Here is a 17,222-nt window from a genome sequence, read left to right as displayed (position 1 = left end):
CGAGATCAGCAAGCGCTTCGACAACGCCGTCGCCGGCGGCAACGGCCTCCTGCTCAGCTGAGCCGCGGGGCCCGGCCGGAAAACGGCCGGGCCCCGTATTTCGCTTGACCTGGAGCGCACTGGAGGTGTGAGAGTGGAACCCATGGACGTCGACGCCTACCTCGCTCGCCTGGACCTGCCGGTGCCTCCCGCGGCCGACCTGGCCGCGCTGCGCCTGCTGCAGGAGCGGCACCTGATGCACGTCCCGTTCGAAAACCTGAGCGTGCACCTCGGGGAACCCATCGAACTCACTGAAGAAGCGCTCTTCGACAAGCTCGTGCGCCGCCGTCGCGGCGGCTTCTGCTACGAGCTGAACGGTCTTTTCGCTGCCCTGCTGCGAGAGCTGGGCTTCGCCGCGACCCTGCACGCGGCCCGCGTCTTCAACGACGCTGGCGTGCCCGGCCCGCCGCTGGACCACGCCGCCATCATCGTCCAGTTCGAGGACGACCAGTATCTGGTCGACGTCGGCTTCGGCACATTCAGCCGGCAACCGCTGGCGCTGTCCGCGGTCGAGCCGCAGAGCGACCCGGAGGGCGACTTCCTGCTCCTGGACGCTCCGTACGGCGACGTGGACGTCCTGCGTGACGGCAAGCCCGAGTACCGCTTGGAGCGCCGCCCCCGGCAGCTGTCGGACTTCGGCCCGATGGCCTGGTGGCAGGCGACGTCGCCGCAGTCGCACTTCACGCAGAACCTGACGTGCTCGCGCCCGACCGCCCAGGGCCGGGTGACGCTGTCCGGCGACCGGCTGATCGAAACGGTGGACGGCGTGCGGCACGAGGTGCTGCTGCCGAACGACGAAGCCGTGCGGATGGCCTACCACGTGTATTTCGGGATGCGGTTGCGCCGCCTGCCGATGCGTCCGGGCGAGCACCCGCTCGGGACCTCTGGCGACGCATTGGCCACGTCGTGAGCGGTCAGCCCCCGGCATCCCCGCTCACGACCTGAACGCCCTTGCCGAATCCGCTTCGGCCCCTGACCATGAACAGAGCCCCGCATCCCGGGGTTCCCAGGTTGCGGGGCTCTGTCCGTTCCCGAACTGACTGCCGCTCCCACCACGAAGCGGACATGTATGAGGTTAGCCTAACCTCACCAACGCGGGCAAGGCCCTCCCCGCGGAGACCTCAGTCTCACCCGCCCGAGTGACAACTTTCGGCTGCCGTGGCCGCTTCCGGCAACCACTTCCGCAGGTCAGACCCGTTCCCGGGACAGGATCCGCAGACCGTTGCCCAGCCGTTGGGGCACCCGGACACCGCCGCGCCGGATCAGCACCACCGCGCACACGACCGCCGCGACCGCCGAAATCGCGCCGCCGATGTAGAACGGCGACCGGCCGCCGAACGCGTCGGCCATCCAGCCGGTCATCGGCCCGCCGATCGGGTTGCCGCCGATCAGCACGAGCACGTAGATGCCCATCACGCGGCCGCGCATCTCCGGCGACACGGACGTCTGCACCAGCGCGTTCGCCGTGTTCAGGAAGGTGATCGTGGCGAACCCGAGCGGGATCAGCCCGATCCCGAACGCCAGGTACGTCGGCATGAACGCGGTGCCGAACTCGAACGCCCCGAGCAGCGCCGCCGACACCAGCATCAGCCGCACCCGCGGACGGCTCTTCACCCCGCGCCGGGCGGACGCCAGCGCACCGGTGAAGGTGCCGACCGCGACGAGCGTCGACAGCAGGCCGTACCCGTCGGCTTGGGTGTGGAAGACGTTCGCGGCGACGATCGGCAGCGAGGTGAAGTAGGTGATGCCGAACGTGCTGACGAAGAACATCAGCACCATGACGGTCACCAGGTCCGGCCGCCCGCGCACGTAGCGCAGGCCCTCCATCAGCTGGCCCTTGGCGCGCGGGATCGCCGGGCCGCGGAACAGCTTCGCCGGATTCATCAGCGCGAGCCCGGTGATCACCGCGACCGTGCTCACCGCGTTCGCGATGAACAGCCAGCCGGTGCCGACCCAGGTGATCGCGAACCCGGCGATGGCCGGTCCGACGATGCGGGCCATGTTGAAGATCGACGAGTTGAGCGCGACCGCGTTCGCCACCTGGTCCCGGCCGACCATCTCGGCGACGAACGACTGCCGCGTCGGCACCTCGATCGCCGAGGTCGTCCCGAGCATCACGCACAGCAGGTAGACGTGCCAGAGCTGGGCGACGCCGGTCAGGTCGAGCACGCCGAGCAGCACGGCCTGCAGGCAGTTCACCGATTGGATGAGCATCAGCATCCGGCGCTTGTCGACGCGGTCGGCGAGCACGCCCGCCCACAGCGACAGCAGCAGCGTCGGGATGAACTGCAGAGCGACCGCGACGCCGAGCGCCACCGGGTTGTTGCCGGACAGCGTGAACACCAGCCAGTCCTGGGCGATGCGCTGCATCCAGGTGCCGATGTTCGAGATGACCTGGCCGCTGAAGAACAGCCGGTAGTTCCGCACGCGCAGCGACGAGAACATCGTGCGCCGGGTCTTGGCGGGTTCCGGTTCGGAAGACGATTTCCCGGCCGGGGCGGAACCGGGGCCGGGTGGAGCGGAACTGGACGGCGGCGGTGCCGTATCCCGGGTAGCAGTGGATTGGGCCGGACATCCTGTTTCGCTACCCGTGGTCGTCACCTGTGCTAGTTCCCCGCCATCCTGTCGATGATCTCCGCGGCGCGGGAGAGCACTTCGAGCTCTTCCTCGCCGAGTTCGGCCAGTTGCCGGTCCAGCCACGCCTCCCGCACCGAGATGGCCTTGCGCACGAACGCGAGCCCGTCGTCGGACAGCTCGACGATGGCCTGGCGGCCGTCGGTCGGGTGCGGCCGGCGCTCGACGAATCCCATCTCCTCGAGCGCGGCGATGACCCTCGTCATCGAGGGCGGCTGGACGCCTTCCTTGGCGGCGAGCTGACCGGGGGTCAGCGGGCCGCACTTGTGCAGGGTGGACAACGCCGCGATCTGCGTGAGCGACACGTCGTCAGCCACCCGCTGCGCCCGGAGCCTGCGATTGAGCCGCACCACCGCGAGCCGCAAGCGGCTCGCCAGGGAACGCTCGTGCGGGTCGCCGGACATATAGTTAGCATACCTCACGACCTGCGGCGCCGGTCTACGCAGGTCAGCTGAGCGCGGCCTGGATCGGCCCGACGGCGAAGTAGGCGACGAACGCCACCGCGATCACCCACATCAGCGGGTGCACCTTCCGGGCCTTGCCGGTGACCGCCTGGATCACGACGTAGCTGACGAATCCGGCGCCGATGCCGTTGGCGATCGAGTAGGTGAACGGCATGACCACGATGGTCAGGAACGCGGGCAGCGCGATCTTGAAGTCGGCGAAGTCGATGTCGCGGACCTGCGCCATCATCAGCGCGCCGACCACGACCAGCGCCGGAGCGGCCGCCTCGACCGGCACGACCTGGTACAGCGGGGTCAGGAACATCGCGGCGAGGAACAGCACGCCGGTCACGACGTTCGCCAGGCCGGTCCGCGCGCCCTCCGCGATGCCGGACGCGGATTCCACGAACACCGTGTTCGAACTGGCCGAGCCGAACCCGCCGGCCGCGCCCGCGAGGCCCTCGACGAACAGCGCCTTGCCGACGTTCGGCAGCTGCCCGTCCTTGCCGACCAGGCCCGCTTCCTTGCCGAGACCGGTCATCGTGCCCATCGCGTCGAAGAAGTCCGCGAGCACAAGGGTGAAGACGAGCAGCACCACGGTGATGATCGGCAGCCGGGTCCACGCGCCGAACGACACGTCGCCAACCAGCGACAGGTCGGGCAGGCCGACGACCTTCTTCGGCAGTGCCGGGTAGCCGAGGTTCCAGCCCTTGGGGTTGGTGCCGTTGGACGGTCCGGCCTTCACGATCGCCTCGACCACGATCGCGAGCACCGTCGAGCCGAGCACGCCGATCAGGATCGCGCCCTTGACGCGCTTGGCCACGAGAACCGAGGTGAGCAGCAGCCCGACGACGAACACCGCGGTCGGCCACGACGCGATGGAACCGCCGATGCCGAGCCCGACCGGCACCGTGGTGTGCGCGTCGTCCGGCAGCCGGCGCACGAACCCAGCGTCAACCAGTCCGATCAGGCAGATGAAGAGCCCGATGCCGACCGCGATCGCCGATTTCAGCGCGGGCGGCACGGCGCGGAACACCGCGGTGCGGAAGCCGGTGAGCACGAGCAGGACGATGATCACGCCCTCGATGACCACCAGGCCCATCGCCTCCGGCCAGCTCATCTGCGGCGCGATGGTGACCGCGAGCAGGCTGTTGATGCCGAGCCCGGTCGCGATGCCGAACGGATAGTTCGCGACGAGACCCATCAGGATCGTCAGCACGCCGGCGACCAGCGCGGTCACCGCCGCGACCTGCGGCACCGGAAGGATGTGGCCGAGCACGTCCTTGTGCGCGGACGGGGTGTCGGCGGCGAAACTGCCGATGATCAGCGGGTTGAGGACGACGATGTAGGCCATCGTCACGAACGTGACCACGCCGCCGCGAATCTCCCGCCCGGTGCTCGACCCGCGTTCGCTGATCCGGAAGAATCGGTCCAGTGTGGACCCGGCCCGTTCGCGCTGCTCCGCCATTTCCCCGCCTGTCTCGCTGTTTCCGTCCGGGTAAGCTCTGCGTCGTGGACGAACCGACCAGTGCCCCGGACGCTCCGGCCGCCTTGCGGCACACGCCGGACCTGCCGAAGCGGCTCACCGACCTGACGCCGGTGGTGATCGTAGGTACTGCGCTCTGGCTTGTCGCGCTCGTGGTGCTCTTCTTCACGAGCGGGGGCGTGTGGTTACAGACGTGTATCGCCGGGATCGCGCTCGGGTTCATCGGATTCGGGATCATCTTCTGGCAGCGCGCGGCGGCTCGACGCGGGTCGAAGTCGGCGCAGCGGCTCTAGCGGTCGTGGGTGGCGAAGCCGGTTCTAACCGGCGTTGCCACGCACGACGTCAGTTCAGCAGGGTGCGCGGCGCGGGATCTTCCAGCAACGCGGTGATCCGATAGCGCTCCGCCCAGCGGTCGCTCGCCCAGGCGAACGCGCGCGCCAACCCCTCGGATGTGTCCGCCGCGTGCAGTCGACCGTCCGACCACCACGGCACCTCCGCTGCCTCGCCCTCCACCCGCACGGTGAGCGGGTCGTGCAGCAGCACCCCGCCGTCCGGCAAGGCGATGCCCAGCTGGTCCGCGGCGAGCGCGAGGGCGGGCAGGTCGGCCCACGCGACGTACTCGCCGGTGCTCTCGATTTCGGCCTTCAGGCTGCTCGCCAACGGGACGTCGAGGAGTTCCGCCAGCCGTTCGGGTTCCGCCGGAGCGACGATGAGCTTCGCCGGTTCGAGCGCCGCGGCGACCCACGGCACGTCCAGGACCACGGCGTCCTCGACGACGCTTCCGTCCGCCGCACGGACTCGGGCGGGGGCGTCCACGTCGGAGATGTCGATGGGCGCGGCGACCAGCGCCGCGTGCGCGCGGGCCACCAGGCCGGGCGTCGGCGTGCGCCGCGGGTCGCCGAGGCGGTCGAGCAGGTCGGTGACGTCTTCCGCGGTCTCCAGGTCCAGTCCGGTCCGGACGCCGACCGCGCGGAGCAGGTCGTCGCTCAACTCCAAGTCCGGCACCGGGTCGTACAGACCGGCCAGCGCGGTCGCCGAAGCCAGCCGCCAGGAGCCGGGCGCTTCCCCGGCCAGCAGGGCGTATCGCGCGAGCCACCAGCCCGCGTGGCCGTCCGGGCTGTGGAGTGCCGGCCACGTTTCCGGACGCGACGCGATCAGGCGGAGCGCATCCGGCCAGGCGTCGTCCGCGACGAGGTCGAGGTCCCGGATGGACACGACGGTCGTCGGCGGCTGCTCGAACGAATCCCACCACTGCTCTTCGTCCGGGAGGTAGTGGTCGGGTTCGTGCGGGTCCTCGTCCAGCACGACCGCGAACGAGTCGAGCACCTTCGCCGCGACGAGGGTTCCGGTCGGCCAGTCCTCCGCGAATTCCTCGTCCAGCACGGAAAGCGCGCCGCCGGGTTCGAACACCTCGGGGTCGATCACGTCCAGCAACGGCGACGTCGGCAGCACCAGTTCGTCCGCACGCCGCCAGCCGTCCTCCGCGGGCAGCGCCAACGCGCCGATCCACTCCGGAGCCTGGTCGCCGCAATCCGCGACCAGCCGGAGCACCGCGCCGGCGAGGCTCATTCCGTCCAAACCGGACTGAACGTCGGCGACGCTGTGCTCCACTGCGTACCGCAGTTGCTCCGATTCGAGCAGCTGCCGCGCGTCCGCGTGCTTGGCCCCCAACAGTTCCAGCAGTTGGTGCGCCGCCGCCGGGTGCACCAGCCGGAGCCCAGGAACGTCCACATCGGACAGCAGCTCGCGGAGCTCGCTGCTGCCGTCCACTAGCAGCGCACCCTTGACGCCCGGCAACGTCCGTCCGTCCGACAACGGAACCGGCAGGCCGTCGAGCTGATTCGCGCTGAGCGCGTGACTTTCGACGGCGACCGCCAGCTCCGCGTACAGCTTTTGCCACCAGGCGGGTTCGCGGTCGATCCCAGTCAGCACCTCGAGGACGTCACCGATGTCGAGGAGGTGCGCGGACACCGGCTTGAGCAACCGCGGATCCGCCCGCACCAGGCCGGGAATGACATCGGCCAGCAGCGGAGCCAGCCCGTCGAGGTCGAGCACCCGCGCCTGCTGCCCGGAGACTTCCTGACCGTCCACTGTGGCCAGCCAAGGTTCCCGCGTGAGCGCGGCGTACACGAGGTCTTTCAGCTGTGCGTCCACAGTGGACTGCGGGAACCCCGCGGCAGGGACCAGGGTCGGCCGGTACTCGGCGTCGACCGCCCGGACCAGTTCGACGTACTCACTCGCCGCTTTCTCCAGCGCACGAGTGAGTTCCGCACCCGGAAGCACTCGGCGACGAGACGGTTCCAGCGGCACCTCGGCGATCAACCGCGCCGGGAGCGAAAGGCCGTCGTCGGTCGGCGTTGGTGCGTGCAGCACATCCTCCTCGAGCGGCTGCGGGACCCCTTTGGCATCGACCGGGACCGCCCAGACGCCGCGCTTCAGCCACCGCCGTTTCCCGGTCGGGGAAGTGATCTCAACGATCTCGCCGCCGCTTCGAGTCCACTTGCGACCGTCCACTTCGGCCTCCGCGAGCCACGGCAGCGCCAGCAGGAGGTCTTCGATCTCGTTCGCCAGGCGGTCGAGGAGTCCGTCCGCGGACTCCCGCAGCGGCAACCGCACTTCGGTGGTGAATCCCTCGGCCGGCCGTTCCGTGCTGGGAAACGGCAGGCGCAGCACCGGAACATCGCCGTCCCGGCCGGATTCCTCGCGCGTGCGCTGCGCGGAAAACGCGACCCCGCCCGTAGTGGAAACCACGCGCGGCTCGTCGGTGACGGTCAGCACGGCCGCGAACCCGACCCCGAACCGGCCGACGGTTCCTTGCTTCGCCGACGCCCGCAGCGACGCCAGCGATTCGACGCCCCGGGTGTCCAATGGCGCGCCGGTATTGGCGAACCGCAGCTCACCGTCCACAATAGACGCGCGGATCCGCCCCGGTTCGCCCGCGAGCTGCGCGGCGTCGGCGGCGTTCTGGGCCAGCTCGACGAACAGCCGATCGCGGTAAGCGCCGACCCGCAGGTCGCGTTCGGAGTTGGTGTCCTCGGTGAAGCGGGTGGGCGAATCGCGCCAGGCGCGCAGCGCCGCCTCCCGCAGCCGGACCGTCCCGAAAGGATCAGCCGCTCCCCCGGCGACTTCGTTCACCGGAGGACATCGCTCCCGTCGGAGTCGCCCGGCTGCTGCGCGGAGTCCTCGTGCCCCGGCGTTTCGTCGTGCTCGGCGGCCGCGTCCGCCGCTGGCTCCTCTTCGGCCGGCGCGGGGGCAGCCGCCTCGACGACGACGTCCGCGGCCGTGCCTGCCGCCGAAGCTTCAACGACGTCCTCAGCCGCGACCGGCTCGGCCTCTTCCGACGCGGCAGCCTCCGGCTCCACCACCGCCGCCTCGGCAGCCTCCTCGACCGCCACCTCCACGGCCGCTTCCGGCTCCACCACCGCCGCCTCGGCAGCCTCCTCGACCGCCACCTCCACGGCCGCTTCCGGCTCCACCACCGCCGCCTCGGCAGTCTCCTCCGCCGCCGCGGCCGCCGCTTCTTCCACCACTGCCGGGTCCGCCGCGACGACCGGTTCCGGATCCGCCTCCGGAACCGGGGTGAAGTCGATCAGCGAATCGTCGTACACCAGCTCCGCGACCGGGACCGAGGAGGTCACCTCGACCCGCACCTCCGAATGCGCCCCGCACCCGTACGCCACGTCCACGACGTGCCCGTCCGCGGGCGCGATGTCGTTCGCGCAGGCGCCGAAGGAGCCGCGCAGCGATCCTGCCAGCGGCACGAAGAATCCGCAGGTCCCGCAGGTCGCGGGGGCGCTGCGGGCCATGTCCGAACGCGGACCGAACTCGCCGCCGTGCCAGCGGGCGGCCGCGTCCAGCCTGCCGTAGCGCGAAAGCACCTGAACCCGGCCCAGACCGACCTCGAGCGCCGTCTCCTCGACGGCCGGGTCGTCCGACTGCAAGTACGCGGGCGACAGGCGCGGGTCGTCCTTGTCCGCGGGGAACAGGTCGCCGACCCCGAGGTCGCCCGCCCGCACCCGCTGTTCCCACGGCACCCAGGCGGGCGCGACCAGGGCCTCCGGACCCGGCTGCAGCACCAGCTCGCTCACCGTGACCGGCTCGTCCGGCCCGGCCACCGCGACGGTGACCGACCAGCGCCAGCCTCGGTAGCCGGGCACCGCGGCTTCGAAGAGGTGGCTCGCGGACACCGCGTCCTCGCGTTCCACTCCGACGTGCTCGCCGACCTGGTCAGCGGGTGCTTCCTCCAGCACGGCCTCCCGCGCGACCTCGACAGCGTCCGCGAGCTTCCGGTGGAGAGAGCCGTCGTCCAGGGTCAACAGCAGCGTCATACCCCCAATTGTGCCGCACGCATCCGCGCCGCCCGTGCCAGGCTGTTCCTCGTGCGAACCCGGATCGTCTGGCCCCTGGTGGCCGCCGCCCTGCTCGGCGGATGCGCGGGCACCCAGGCCACGCCCGCCCAGCCCGAACAGCTCACCGTCCAGGTGCTCGGGACACTGCCGCACGACTCGACGGCCTTCACCGAGGGGCTCGAGTACTCCGGCACGACGCTCTACGAGAGCCGCGGGCTCGAAGGCAAGTCCGCGCTCACCGCGGGCCCGGCCGGCGGCGCGCCGGCCAAGCAGGTGGCGGTGCCGTCGCCGCTGTTCGCCGAGGGCATCACAGTGCTCGGGCCGAAGCTGTGGCAGCTGACCTGGCGCGACGGGATCGCCATCGAACGCGACTCCCAGACGCTCGCCGAGCTGCGCCGGGTGCGTTACGACGGCGAGGGGTGGGGACTGTGTCACCAGACCAACGGGCGGCTGGTGATGAGCAACGGGTCGTCGAAGCTCACCTTCCGTGATCCGCAAACGTTTGCGGCCACCGGATCCGTCGAAGTCGGCCAAGACCAGCTGAACGAACTGGAGTGCGTCGGCGACACCGTCTACGCGAACGTCTGGCAGACCGACACCATCCTGCGCATCGACGCCAGCACCGGACGGATCACCGCGAAGATCGACGCCGGCAAGCTCCGCACGTCCGCCCGGCCCGGCGAGGACGTGCTGAACGGCATCGCGGCGATCCCCGGCACCGACGAATTCCTCCTCACCGGGAAGCTGTGGCCGTCGTCGTTCCGCGTGAAGTTCGTCCCGGAAAATCAGCGAACCGGCACGTGAGCGGGCGGCCCGGCACCTCGATGAGGCAGGATTGAACCGTGGCCCTCTTCAGCTCGCGCTCCGGTTCCGACAGCCCCCTTGGCGGGCAGTCGGGCAAAGGCCGCGGGCGGAAGAAGCGCCGCTGGACGCCGGAGCCCGGCGCGGCGCAGGCCCGGTCGTGGCGCGACGTCCCGCCGACCCGGGTCGATCAGGCCGTTGACCAGCGAATTCACCCGGTTCCGCCGGAGTACGCGCCGGAACCGCCGCGAGCCCGGCCGGAGCGCGTTCCGCCCGAACCGCCGCGCGGCCGCCCGGCCGAACCGCGGACCGAACACGTCGACCAGCGTCCGCCGCGCGGTTACCCGCGCAGCGCGTTCTACGACGACGCGCCGCCGTTCCCGCCGACCGCCGACGAAGCGCCCACCGGTGCGGCTCCGCTGGGGCACCGTCCACCACCGCCGCGAGGCGCCCGGCCGTACCCGCCGCGCGAGCACCGCACCGAGCCCGTCCACCCGCGGCCGTATGACGACCGTCCCGGCAGCGCCGGCTACGAGCATTACGACACCGGCGGTTACGCGGGCGAGCCGCGCGTCGTCCCCGAGGAGGACGAAGAGCTGCGCACCGCCGCGGCTCCCGGGGCCGGGTCGATCCCGAAGCTGCCGAAGAAGCTCACCGTCACCCGGGTCGCCGCGCTGCGCAGCCGTCAGCTGAGCGGACAGGCGATCGGCGCGTTCCAGCGCGCCACCAAGGCGGACGGCGCGGACAAGTCCGGCCTGACCTCGCTGATGTACGCGGTGATGCTGAACTACGCCAGCGACGCCGCGATGGCGGTCGCGCTGGCCAACACGTTGTTCTTCGCCGCGACCAGCGGCGAGAGCAAGGGCAAGGTCGCGCTGTACCTGCTGATCACGATCGCGCCGTTCGCGCTCGTCGCGCCGGTGATCGGCCCGGCGCTGGACCGGATCCAGCGCGGCCGCCGGCTCGCGATGTGCGTGTCGTCGATCGGGCAGGGCCTGATGGCCGTGGTGATGGCGCTGCACTTCGACGACTGGCTGCTGTACCCGGCCGCGCTCGGGATGATGGTGCTGTCGAAGTCGTTCACCGTGCTGAAGGCGGCGGTCACGCCGCGCGTGGTGCCGCCGGAGATCACGCTGTCGAAGACCAACGCGCGGATCACCGTGTTCGGCCTGATCGCGGGCGGCGTGTTCGGCGCGCTGGCCAGCGGGGTGAGCAGCCTCACCAACTCCTCGGGCGCGCTGTGGTTCACCGCCGCGATCTGCGTGGCCGCGGCCGTGCAGTCGATGCGGATCCCGTCGTGGGTCGAGGTGACCGAGGGCGAGGTCCCGACGTCGTTGTCCGCGCGGCCGGAGCCGAAGCAGAAGCGGCGCCGCCAGCCGATGGGGCGGCACATCGTCGTTGCCTTGTGGGGCAACGGTTCCGTGCGCGTGCTGACCGGGTTCCTGATGATGTTCGCCGCTTTCGCGGTGAAGGCGCAGACCGAGCACGCCGGGCACAGTCCGTTCGTGCAGCTGCTGTTGCTGGGCATCATCGGCGCGGCGGCCGGCGTCGGCGGCTTCATCGGCAACGCGCTGGGTTCGCGGCTGCACTTCGGTTCGGCGGACCAGGTGATCGTGGGCTGCGTCGCGGCGTGTGTCGTGACGACGTTGATCGCGACCCTGCTGCCCGGCCTCGCCACGGCGGCGATCGTCGGCCTGATCGGCGCGACGGCCAGCGCGCTGGCGAAGATCAGCCTCGACGCGGTGATCCAGGAAGACCTGCCCGAGCAGTCGCGCGCCTCGGCGTTCGGGCGTTCGGAGACGGTGCTGCAGCTGTCGTGGTGCCTCGGCGGCGCGGTCGGGCTGCTGCTGCCGCCGACGTACTGGATCGGCTTCCTGGTCGTCACGCTCCTGCTGGCGGTCGGCCTGGCGCAGACCTTCCTGGTGCGACGCGGCGGCTCGCTCCTGCCCGGACTCGGCGGCAATCGCCCATTGCGCCCGGAGCCGACCGGCAGCTTCCCCGCTCCCGGGCCCGCGCGAGGCCGCCGGTAATCTCGGGCCATGCGACGTTCCCGGGTGGTGGCCGTGCTCGCGGCCGGTGGTTTCGCGGTGGCCGGCTGTTCCGCGCCGGGCCCGGCCGAGGTGACTTTCTATGCCGACGGGCACACGATCAACGTCGCCCCGATCGGCAACTGCGACATCAAATCCGGTGTCTGCGCGGCCAACCCGGGCGCGACCGGGAAGCTCAAGGTGCGGCCGGGCCGGCCGGTGCAGATCTCGGTGCCGAAGGAGATCGCCGAGACGCCGTGGAAGGTCACCGTGCAGTATGTGAACGGCAAGGGCGAGCCCCAGCCGCTCAAGGAGGACATCATCACCTCCCGCGACCGCTACGCCTACACCGCGACCCCGCCCGCGAAGGACGACCAGATCGTGGTGGTCGAGATCGCGCAGGCATCGGTGATCAGCCGGACCGGCGACCCGAACGACGCGGAGGCGGTCACGACGGCGCTGTGGTCGCTGCAGGTACAGCCTGCTTGATTCTGGGCACCACAGAGAAGGGCTCCGCGCGGGGAGATTCCGCACGGAGCCCTTCGCCGTTGTTCAGGCGCGCTCGATCACGGGTCGAGGTCGCGCGCGACGGCGCGCATGATCTCCGCGATCTGCTTGGTGTTCTTGCGATCCGGGTACCGGTTGCGCCGCAGATCCGGCTGGACCCTCAGCTCCAGCAACTTGATCATGTCCTCGATGAGGCCGTGCAGCTCCTCCGCGGGACGGCGGCGCGCCTCGGCGACCGACGGCGGCGGGTCCAGCAGCCGGACGGAGAGCGCCTGCGGTCCGCGCCTGCCGTCGGCCACGCCGAACTCGAGCCGCTGCCCGGCTTTCAGGCCCTCCACGCCGTGGGGCAGCGCGGCCTTGCGGATGTAGACGTCCGCCCCGCCGTCTTGCGTGACGAAGCCGAACCCCTTCTCCGCGTCGTACCACTTGACCTTGCCGGTCGGCACTTCCCTCACCAGTCCTTCTGCTGTGCAGGTCACGACGAACGCGCCCCGAGCGATCTCGAGGCGCGCGTCCGATAAGCGTATCTCGCCACAGCCTCTGGGGAGAAGCGGATAGTCCCGTTACTCTCACCCCATGGAGAACCCACCGAAGCAGACCGGCAAACCGATCCTCATGCGGCTCGGCATCGGCCTGTTCGCCATCGGCATGGTCGCGGTGGCGACGGTGTTCGTGATGTTCGCCGCCGGGCTCGAGAACCTGCCGGTGTGGCTCAGCGCGGCCGCCGGCGTGATCACCCCGCTCGGCCTGCTGCTCGGCCTCATCGCGCTGATCCAGGAAGCCCGCGCCGGAAAGCACGGCTGACCCGCGGCGGCCGCCGGATCAGGCCGCCGTCTCCACGAACGTCGCGGCAAACCACTCGGGGAACTCGACCAGCGAGTCGAACACCACGTCCGCGCCCTCGGCGGCCAGTTCCTCGCGGGTGCACGGCCCGGTCGCCACGGCCACCGACCTCGCGTTGGCCGCCCGCGCGCCGCGCACGTCGCCCAGGTGGTCGCCGACGTACGCCTGCGCCTCGTGTTCCAGCAGGGCCGCCGCCTTCTGCGTGGACCACAGCTCGCCCACCAGCGCGTCGACCCGCAGCCCCAGCGCGTCGAGGTGCATCTGCGCGTTGGGCCCGTACTTCCCGGTGACCACGAGCGTCCGCCCGCCCGCCGCACGGACCGCCTGCAGCGCCTCGGCCGCGCCGGGCAGCGCGACCGTGCTCGGCACGACCGTCTCCGGGTACAGCTCGCGGAACTGCCAGATCAGCTCGGGGATCCGGTCCTCCGGCGCGCCGAACTCGCGCAGCGCCTGGTCGAGCGGCGGCCCGAGGTTCGACGCGAACGCCTCCCCGTCGAACGGCAGCCCGGACTTCTTGCCCAGCGCGTTCATCGCCGCGACCATGCCCGGCCGCGGGTCGATCAATGTCATGTCGAGGTCGAACCCCACCGTGATGCCCACGTCCGACACGGTAGCCGTCCGTACCGACAATTCCCGCCGGACCGCTGTACACGTGGACCATCCAGGTAAAGCTTCTTGACACAGATCAATCCTGTGTCAAGCTGGCGATGTGACCAGCTTCACCGAGCGGACCAAGGCGACGCTTCGCGAGGCGCTGCTGGACGCGGCCGCGGACCTGCTCCCCGACCGCGGCCACCAGGGCCTCCGAATGGCCGACGTAGCCGCGAAAGCCGGGGTCAGCAGGCAGACGGTCTACAACGAGTTCGGCAGCAAGGCGGCGCTCACCCAGGCCGTCGCGCTGCGCGTCGCGGCGGAATTCCTCGACGGCATCCGCTGCCGGTTCGAGGACGCCGAGAGTTTGCTCACGGGCATCCGCGGCGCGGTCGTCTACACGATCGAGCACGCCAGGGAGAACCGGCTGATCGCGGCCGCGCTCGGCACCGAGGCCGGCGAGGATCTGCTTCCCTTGCTGACCTCGCGCGGCGAGCCGATCCTCACCGCGGCGGCCGATCTCGCGGCGCGGCAATACCTCGAACTCGAGCCCCGGCTCACCCCGGAATCCGCCGCGCTGCTCGCCGAAACAGTGGTCCGGCTGTCGCTCAGCCACCTGGTGCTGCCGACGCATTCGGCATCCGAGGCCGCGGAGTCGGTCCTCGCGGTGCTCGCCCCCGCCGTCGACCAATTCGTCCACAATGGAGTGAAACGAGAGGGCCAGTCATGACCGAGACGCTTCCGGAGCTGCGCAGCGGATTCTCGTCCCTGCGCAAGGGCGGCCTGAACTGGGACTCGTTCCCGTTGCGGCTGTTCGTGAAGGGCAACAAGAAGTTCTGGAACCCGGCGGATCTCGATTTCAGCAAGGAACGGGAGGGCTGGGAAAGCCTGACGGCCGAACAGCAACGCTCGACCACTTACCTCGTCGCGCAGTTCATCGCCGGCGAGGAGGCGGTGACCGAGGACATCCAGCCGTTCATGCGCGCGATGTCGGCCACCGGCCGGTTCGGCGACGAGATGTACCTGACCCAGTTCTGTTTCGAGGAAGCCAAGCACGTCGAGGTTTTCCGGCGCTGGATGGACGCCGTCGGGCTGGACGACGACCTGCACCCCTACGTCGCGGAAAACCCGCATTACCGCAAGCTTTTCTACGAGGAACTGCCGCGATCGCTGCGCGCGCTGGAGGACGATCCCAGCCCGCTCAACCAAATCCGCGCGAGCGTGACGTACAACCACGTGATCGAAGGAAGTCTCGCGCTCACCGGGTACTACTCGTGGCAGCTGATCTGCACCCAGCACCAGATCCTGCCGGGGATGCAGGAATTGGTGCGCCACATCGGCGACGACGAACGCCGGCACATGGCGTGGGGCACCTTCACCTGCCGCCGGCACGTCGCCGCGGACGATTCGCTGTGGGACGCGGTGCAGCAACGGATGGGCGAACTGCTGCCGCACGCGCTCGGCATGATCCAGTGGGTGCAGGACCAGTTCGAGGAAGTCCCGTTCGACAACGACCCCGAAGAATTGGTCCAGTACGCCGCCGATCGCGCCCAGCGCCGCCTCGGCGCGATCGAATCCGCGCGGGGCACGCCGGTCGAGCAGATCGACCTCGACTACTCGCCCGAGCAGCTCGAGGACACCTTCGGCGAGGAGGACGAAAAGGCACTCGCCGAAGCCGCCGCGGCCGCTTCCGCCTGACCTCCTCGTGAGTGTTGATGCCGGTTCTAACCGGCATCAACACTCACGATGCTTACGCGTGTTTCTGCGCGGCCGCCTGTTCCAGCCCGAGCAACGTCACCGACTGCTCGCGCATTTCGACCTTGCGCACCTTCCCGGTCACCGTCATCGGGAATTCCTCGACCACGTGGACGTAGCGCGGGATCTTGTAATGCGCCAGTTTGCCCTGGCAGAACTCGCGCACCGATTCCGCGGTCAGCGGCTCCGCGCCTTCGCGCATCCGGATCCAGGCCATCAATTCCTCGCCGTACTTGACGTCCGGCACGCCGATCACCTGCGCGTCCAGCACATCCGGGTGGGTGTAGAGGAATTCCTCGATCTCGCGCGGGTAGATGTTCTCGCCGCCGCGGATCACCATGTCCTTGATCCGGCCGGTGATGTTGAGGTACCCCTCGTCGTCCATGATCGCGAGGTCGCCGGTGTGCATCCAGCGCGCGGCGTCGATCGCCTCGGCGGTCTTTTCCGGCTCCTCCCAATAGCCGAGCATCACCGAATAGCCGCGGGTGCACAGTTCGCCCGGGGTGCCGCGCGGGACGGTCAGCCCGGTTTCCGGATCGACCACTTTGGACTCCAGATGCGGGCCGACCCGGCCGACCGTGGACACCCGGCGCTCCACCGAATCGTCGGCGCGGGTCTGCGTGGACACCGGCGACGTCTCGGTCATGCCGTAGCAAATGGACACCTCGGTCATCCCCATCCGCTCGATGACCTGCTTCATCACCTCGACCGGACACGGGGAACCGGCCATGATGCCGGTGCGCAGCGAGCCGAGGTCGAACGTCTCGAACTCGGGGTGGTTCAGCTCGGCGATGAACATCGTCGGCACGCCGTACAGCGACGTGCAACGTTCGGCGGCGACCGCGGCGAGCGTGGCCTTCGGGTCGAACGCCGGGGCCGGGATGACCATGCACGCCCCGTGGCTCGTGCACGCGAGATTGCCCATCACCATGCCGAAGCAGTGGTAGAAGGGCACCGGAATGCAGACCCGGTCCTGCTCGGTGTAATTGCACAGCTCGCCGACGAAATAGCCGTTGTTGAGGATGTTGTGGTGGCTGAGCGTCGCGCCCTTGGGGAATCCGGTGGTGCCGCTCGTGTACTGGATGTTGATCGGGTCGTCCGCGGACAGCGCGGCCTGCGCCTGCGCGAGCCGCGCCGGGTCGCCGCCGCGGCCGGACTCCATCAGCTCGGTCCACGACGAGGTGCCGAGCAGCACGACCGCTTCCAGCCCGGGACAGTTCGGCCGGACCTCCTCGATCATCGCGGCGTAGTCGGACGTCTTGAACTTGTCCGCGGCCACGAGCATCCGGATGCCCGCCTGGTTGAGCACGTACTGCAGTTCGTGCGACCGGTAGGCCGGGTTGATGTTGACCAGGATCGCGCCGATTTTCGCCGTCGCGTACTGGAGAAACGTCCATTCCGCCCGGTTCGGCGACCAGATGCCGACGCGGTCGCCCTTGCCGATGCCGGCCGCCAGCAGCCCGTGCGCGAGGGTGTCGACCTCGGCGGCGAGTTCGCGGTAAGTCCAGCGGGTGCCCGCCTCGCGGTCGACGAGCGCGTCCCGGTCGCCGAAGGCGGCGACCGTGCGGTCGAAATTGTCCCCGATCGTGTCACCGAGCAGGGGGACGCTGGACGTCCCGGAGGCGTAACTCGGCAGTGCGGGCGCGTCAGGCATCGGTGCCTCCCGTGGCGGTCTTCGTCGACGAACGAGAGTCTAAGCTCGATTTCGGACCTTTCCGCCACCCTAGTTATGGGGTGCGCTCGCACG

The 17,222-nt window shown here is 70.0% G+C and carries 16 protein-coding genes; 8 read left to right on the top strand and 8 right to left on the bottom strand.

Going from position 1 to position 17,222, the window contains the following annotated elements; genetic code table 11:
* The first annotated feature begins 142 nt into the window (after positions 1 to 142).
* The gene (locus tag L942_RS17435; RefSeq protein WP_037361564.1) at positions 143 to 949 is read left to right on the top strand and encodes an arylamine N-acetyltransferase family protein; all 807 of its coding nucleotides are present in this window, start codon (positions 143 to 145) and stop codon (positions 947 to 949) included.
* Positions 950 to 1,227: 278 nt separating this feature from the next.
* Here the strand turns inward: L942_RS17435 and L942_RS17430 are convergent, their stop codons facing one another.
* From L942_RS17430 to L942_RS17420, 3 genes are all read right to left on the bottom strand, one after another.
* Positions 1,228 to 2,484, bottom strand: coding sequence for an MFS transporter (locus tag L942_RS17430; RefSeq protein WP_037361562.1), 1,257 nt, complete (start codon positions 2,482 to 2,484; stop codon positions 1,228 to 1,230).
* A 161-nt stretch (positions 2,485 to 2,645) separates the two neighbouring features.
* Positions 2,646 to 3,077, bottom strand: coding sequence for a MarR family winged helix-turn-helix transcriptional regulator (locus L942_RS17425; protein ID WP_009083883.1), 432 nt, complete (start codon positions 3,075 to 3,077; stop codon positions 2,646 to 2,648).
* Positions 3,078 to 3,120: 43 nt separating this feature from the next.
* The gene (locus L942_RS17420) at positions 3,121 to 4,584 is read right to left on the bottom strand and encodes an NCS2 family permease (RefSeq protein ID WP_037361560.1); all 1,464 of its coding nucleotides are present in this window, start codon (positions 4,582 to 4,584) and stop codon (positions 3,121 to 3,123) included.
* Between the two features lie 83 nt (positions 4,585 to 4,667).
* Here L942_RS17420 and L942_RS17415 point away from each other — a divergent pair, with 83 nt between their 5' ends.
* Positions 4,668 to 4,895, top strand: a complete 228-nt coding sequence (locus tag L942_RS17415) for a DUF2530 domain-containing protein (RefSeq protein ID WP_037361579.1) — start codon at positions 4,668 to 4,670, stop codon at positions 4,893 to 4,895.
* A gap of 49 nt (positions 4,896 to 4,944) precedes the next feature.
* On the opposite strand, the gene L942_RS17410 is transcribed toward L942_RS17415, so the two are convergent.
* Both L942_RS17410 and L942_RS42035 read right to left on the bottom strand, forming a co-directional pair.
* Positions 4,945 to 7,737: a sacsin N-terminal ATP-binding-like domain-containing protein gene (locus tag L942_RS17410; RefSeq protein WP_037361559.1), complete on the bottom strand. Its 2,793-nt coding sequence runs from the start codon at positions 7,735 to 7,737 to the stop codon at positions 4,945 to 4,947.
* A complete protein-coding gene (locus L942_RS42035) occupies positions 7,734 to 8,930 on the bottom strand; it encodes a DUF3027 domain-containing protein (protein ID WP_051166052.1) in 1,197 nt (398 codons plus the stop codon). The genes L942_RS17410 and L942_RS42035 overlap by 4 nt, the downstream gene beginning before the upstream one ends.
* A gap of 51 nt (positions 8,931 to 8,981) precedes the next feature.
* Between L942_RS42035 and L942_RS17395 the strand changes: the two genes are divergently transcribed.
* The 3 genes from L942_RS17395 to L942_RS17385 are packed head-to-tail and all read left to right on the top strand — an operon-like array spanning position 8,982 to position 12,268.
* Positions 8,982 to 9,755 carry a glutaminyl-peptide cyclotransferase gene (locus L942_RS17395; protein ID WP_037361557.1) on the top strand — a complete coding sequence of 258 codons (774 nt, stop codon included), beginning with the start codon at positions 8,982 to 8,984 and terminating at the stop codon, positions 9,753 to 9,755.
* A 38-nt stretch (positions 9,756 to 9,793) separates the two neighbouring features.
* Positions 9,794 to 11,782 (top strand): MFS transporter, encoded by a 1,989-nt coding sequence (locus L942_RS17390; RefSeq protein WP_037361555.1) that lies wholly within the window; start codon positions 9,794 to 9,796, stop codon positions 11,780 to 11,782.
* A gap of 9 nt (positions 11,783 to 11,791) precedes the next feature.
* Positions 11,792 to 12,268, top strand: a complete 477-nt coding sequence (locus L942_RS17385; RefSeq protein ID WP_037361554.1) for a DUF2771 family protein — start codon at positions 11,792 to 11,794, stop codon at positions 12,266 to 12,268.
* A 77-nt stretch (positions 12,269 to 12,345) separates the two neighbouring features.
* Here L942_RS17385 and L942_RS17380 read toward each other — a convergent pair whose 3' ends face one another.
* Positions 12,346 to 12,732 carry a cold-shock protein gene (locus tag L942_RS17380; RefSeq protein ID WP_037361552.1) on the bottom strand — a complete coding sequence of 129 codons (387 nt, stop codon included), beginning with the start codon at positions 12,730 to 12,732 and terminating at the stop codon, positions 12,346 to 12,348.
* A gap of 130 nt (positions 12,733 to 12,862) precedes the next feature.
* Here L942_RS17380 and L942_RS17375 point away from each other — a divergent pair, with 130 nt between their 5' ends.
* A complete protein-coding gene (locus tag L942_RS17375) occupies positions 12,863 to 13,090 on the top strand; it encodes a hypothetical protein (protein WP_037361550.1) in 228 nt (75 codons plus the stop codon).
* An 18-nt stretch (positions 13,091 to 13,108) separates the two neighbouring features.
* Here the strand turns inward: L942_RS17375 and L942_RS17370 are convergent, their stop codons facing one another.
* Complete coding sequence (locus L942_RS17370; protein WP_037361548.1) at positions 13,109 to 13,729, bottom strand: HAD family hydrolase; 621 nt, start codon at positions 13,727 to 13,729, stop codon at positions 13,109 to 13,111.
* Between the two features lie 109 nt (positions 13,730 to 13,838).
* Between L942_RS17370 and L942_RS17365 the strand changes: the two genes are divergently transcribed.
* On the top strand, positions 13,839 to 14,450 hold the full coding sequence (locus L942_RS17365) for a TetR family transcriptional regulator (protein ID WP_037361547.1): 612 nt from the start codon (positions 13,839 to 13,841) through the stop codon (positions 14,448 to 14,450).
* A complete protein-coding gene (locus L942_RS17360; protein ID WP_037361545.1) occupies positions 14,447 to 15,418 on the top strand; it encodes a R2-like ligand-binding oxidase in 972 nt (323 codons plus the stop codon). Before L942_RS17365 ends, L942_RS17360 begins: the two co-directional genes overlap by 4 nt.
* 52 nt (positions 15,419 to 15,470) lie before the next feature.
* Here the strand turns inward: L942_RS17360 and L942_RS17355 are convergent, their stop codons facing one another.
* Positions 15,471 to 17,129, bottom strand: a complete 1,659-nt coding sequence (locus L942_RS17355; protein WP_037361543.1) for an AMP-binding protein — start codon at positions 17,127 to 17,129, stop codon at positions 15,471 to 15,473.
* Between the last annotated feature and the right edge of the window lie 93 nt (positions 17,130 to 17,222).

The sequence above is a fragment of the Amycolatopsis orientalis DSM 43388 genome (assembly GCF_000411975.1).
Taxonomy (GTDB): Bacteria; Actinomycetota; Actinomycetes; order Mycobacteriales; family Pseudonocardiaceae; genus Amycolatopsis; species Amycolatopsis orientalis_D.
Note: the sequence above shows the minus strand (reverse complement) of the source record. Positions and strands in the feature narration are given on the sequence as shown.

What these genes read in the sequence shown, in the direction of transcription:
- L942_RS42035 (WP_051166052.1), bottom strand. Translation starts at nt 8,930, where the DNA reads ATGACGCTGCTGTTGACCCTGGACGACGGCTCTCTCCACCGGAAGCTC.
- L942_RS17430 (WP_037361562.1), bottom strand. Translation starts at nt 2,484, where the DNA reads ATGTTCTCGTCGCTGCGCGTGCGGAACTACCGGCTGTTCTTCAGCGGC.
- L942_RS17360 (WP_037361545.1), top strand. Translation starts at nt 14,447, where the DNA reads ATGACCGAGACGCTTCCGGAGCTGCGCAGCGGATTCTCGTCCCTGCGC.
- L942_RS17420 (WP_037361560.1), bottom strand. Translation starts at nt 4,584, where the DNA reads ATGGCGGAGCAGCGCGAACGGGCCGGGTCCACACTGGACCGATTCTTC.
- L942_RS17355 (WP_037361543.1), bottom strand. Translation starts at nt 17,129, where the DNA reads ATGCCTGACGCGCCCGCACTGCCGAGTTACGCCTCCGGGACGTCCAGC.
- L942_RS17385 (WP_037361554.1), top strand. Translation starts at nt 11,792, where the DNA reads ATGCGACGTTCCCGGGTGGTGGCCGTGCTCGCGGCCGGTGGTTTCGCG.
- L942_RS17435 (WP_037361564.1), top strand. Translation starts at nt 143, where the DNA reads ATGGACGTCGACGCCTACCTCGCTCGCCTGGACCTGCCGGTGCCTCCC.
- L942_RS17425 (WP_009083883.1), bottom strand. Translation starts at nt 3,077, where the DNA reads ATGTCCGGCGACCCGCACGAGCGTTCCCTGGCGAGCCGCTTGCGGCTC.
- L942_RS17375 (WP_037361550.1), top strand. Translation starts at nt 12,863, where the DNA reads ATGGAGAACCCACCGAAGCAGACCGGCAAACCGATCCTCATGCGGCTC.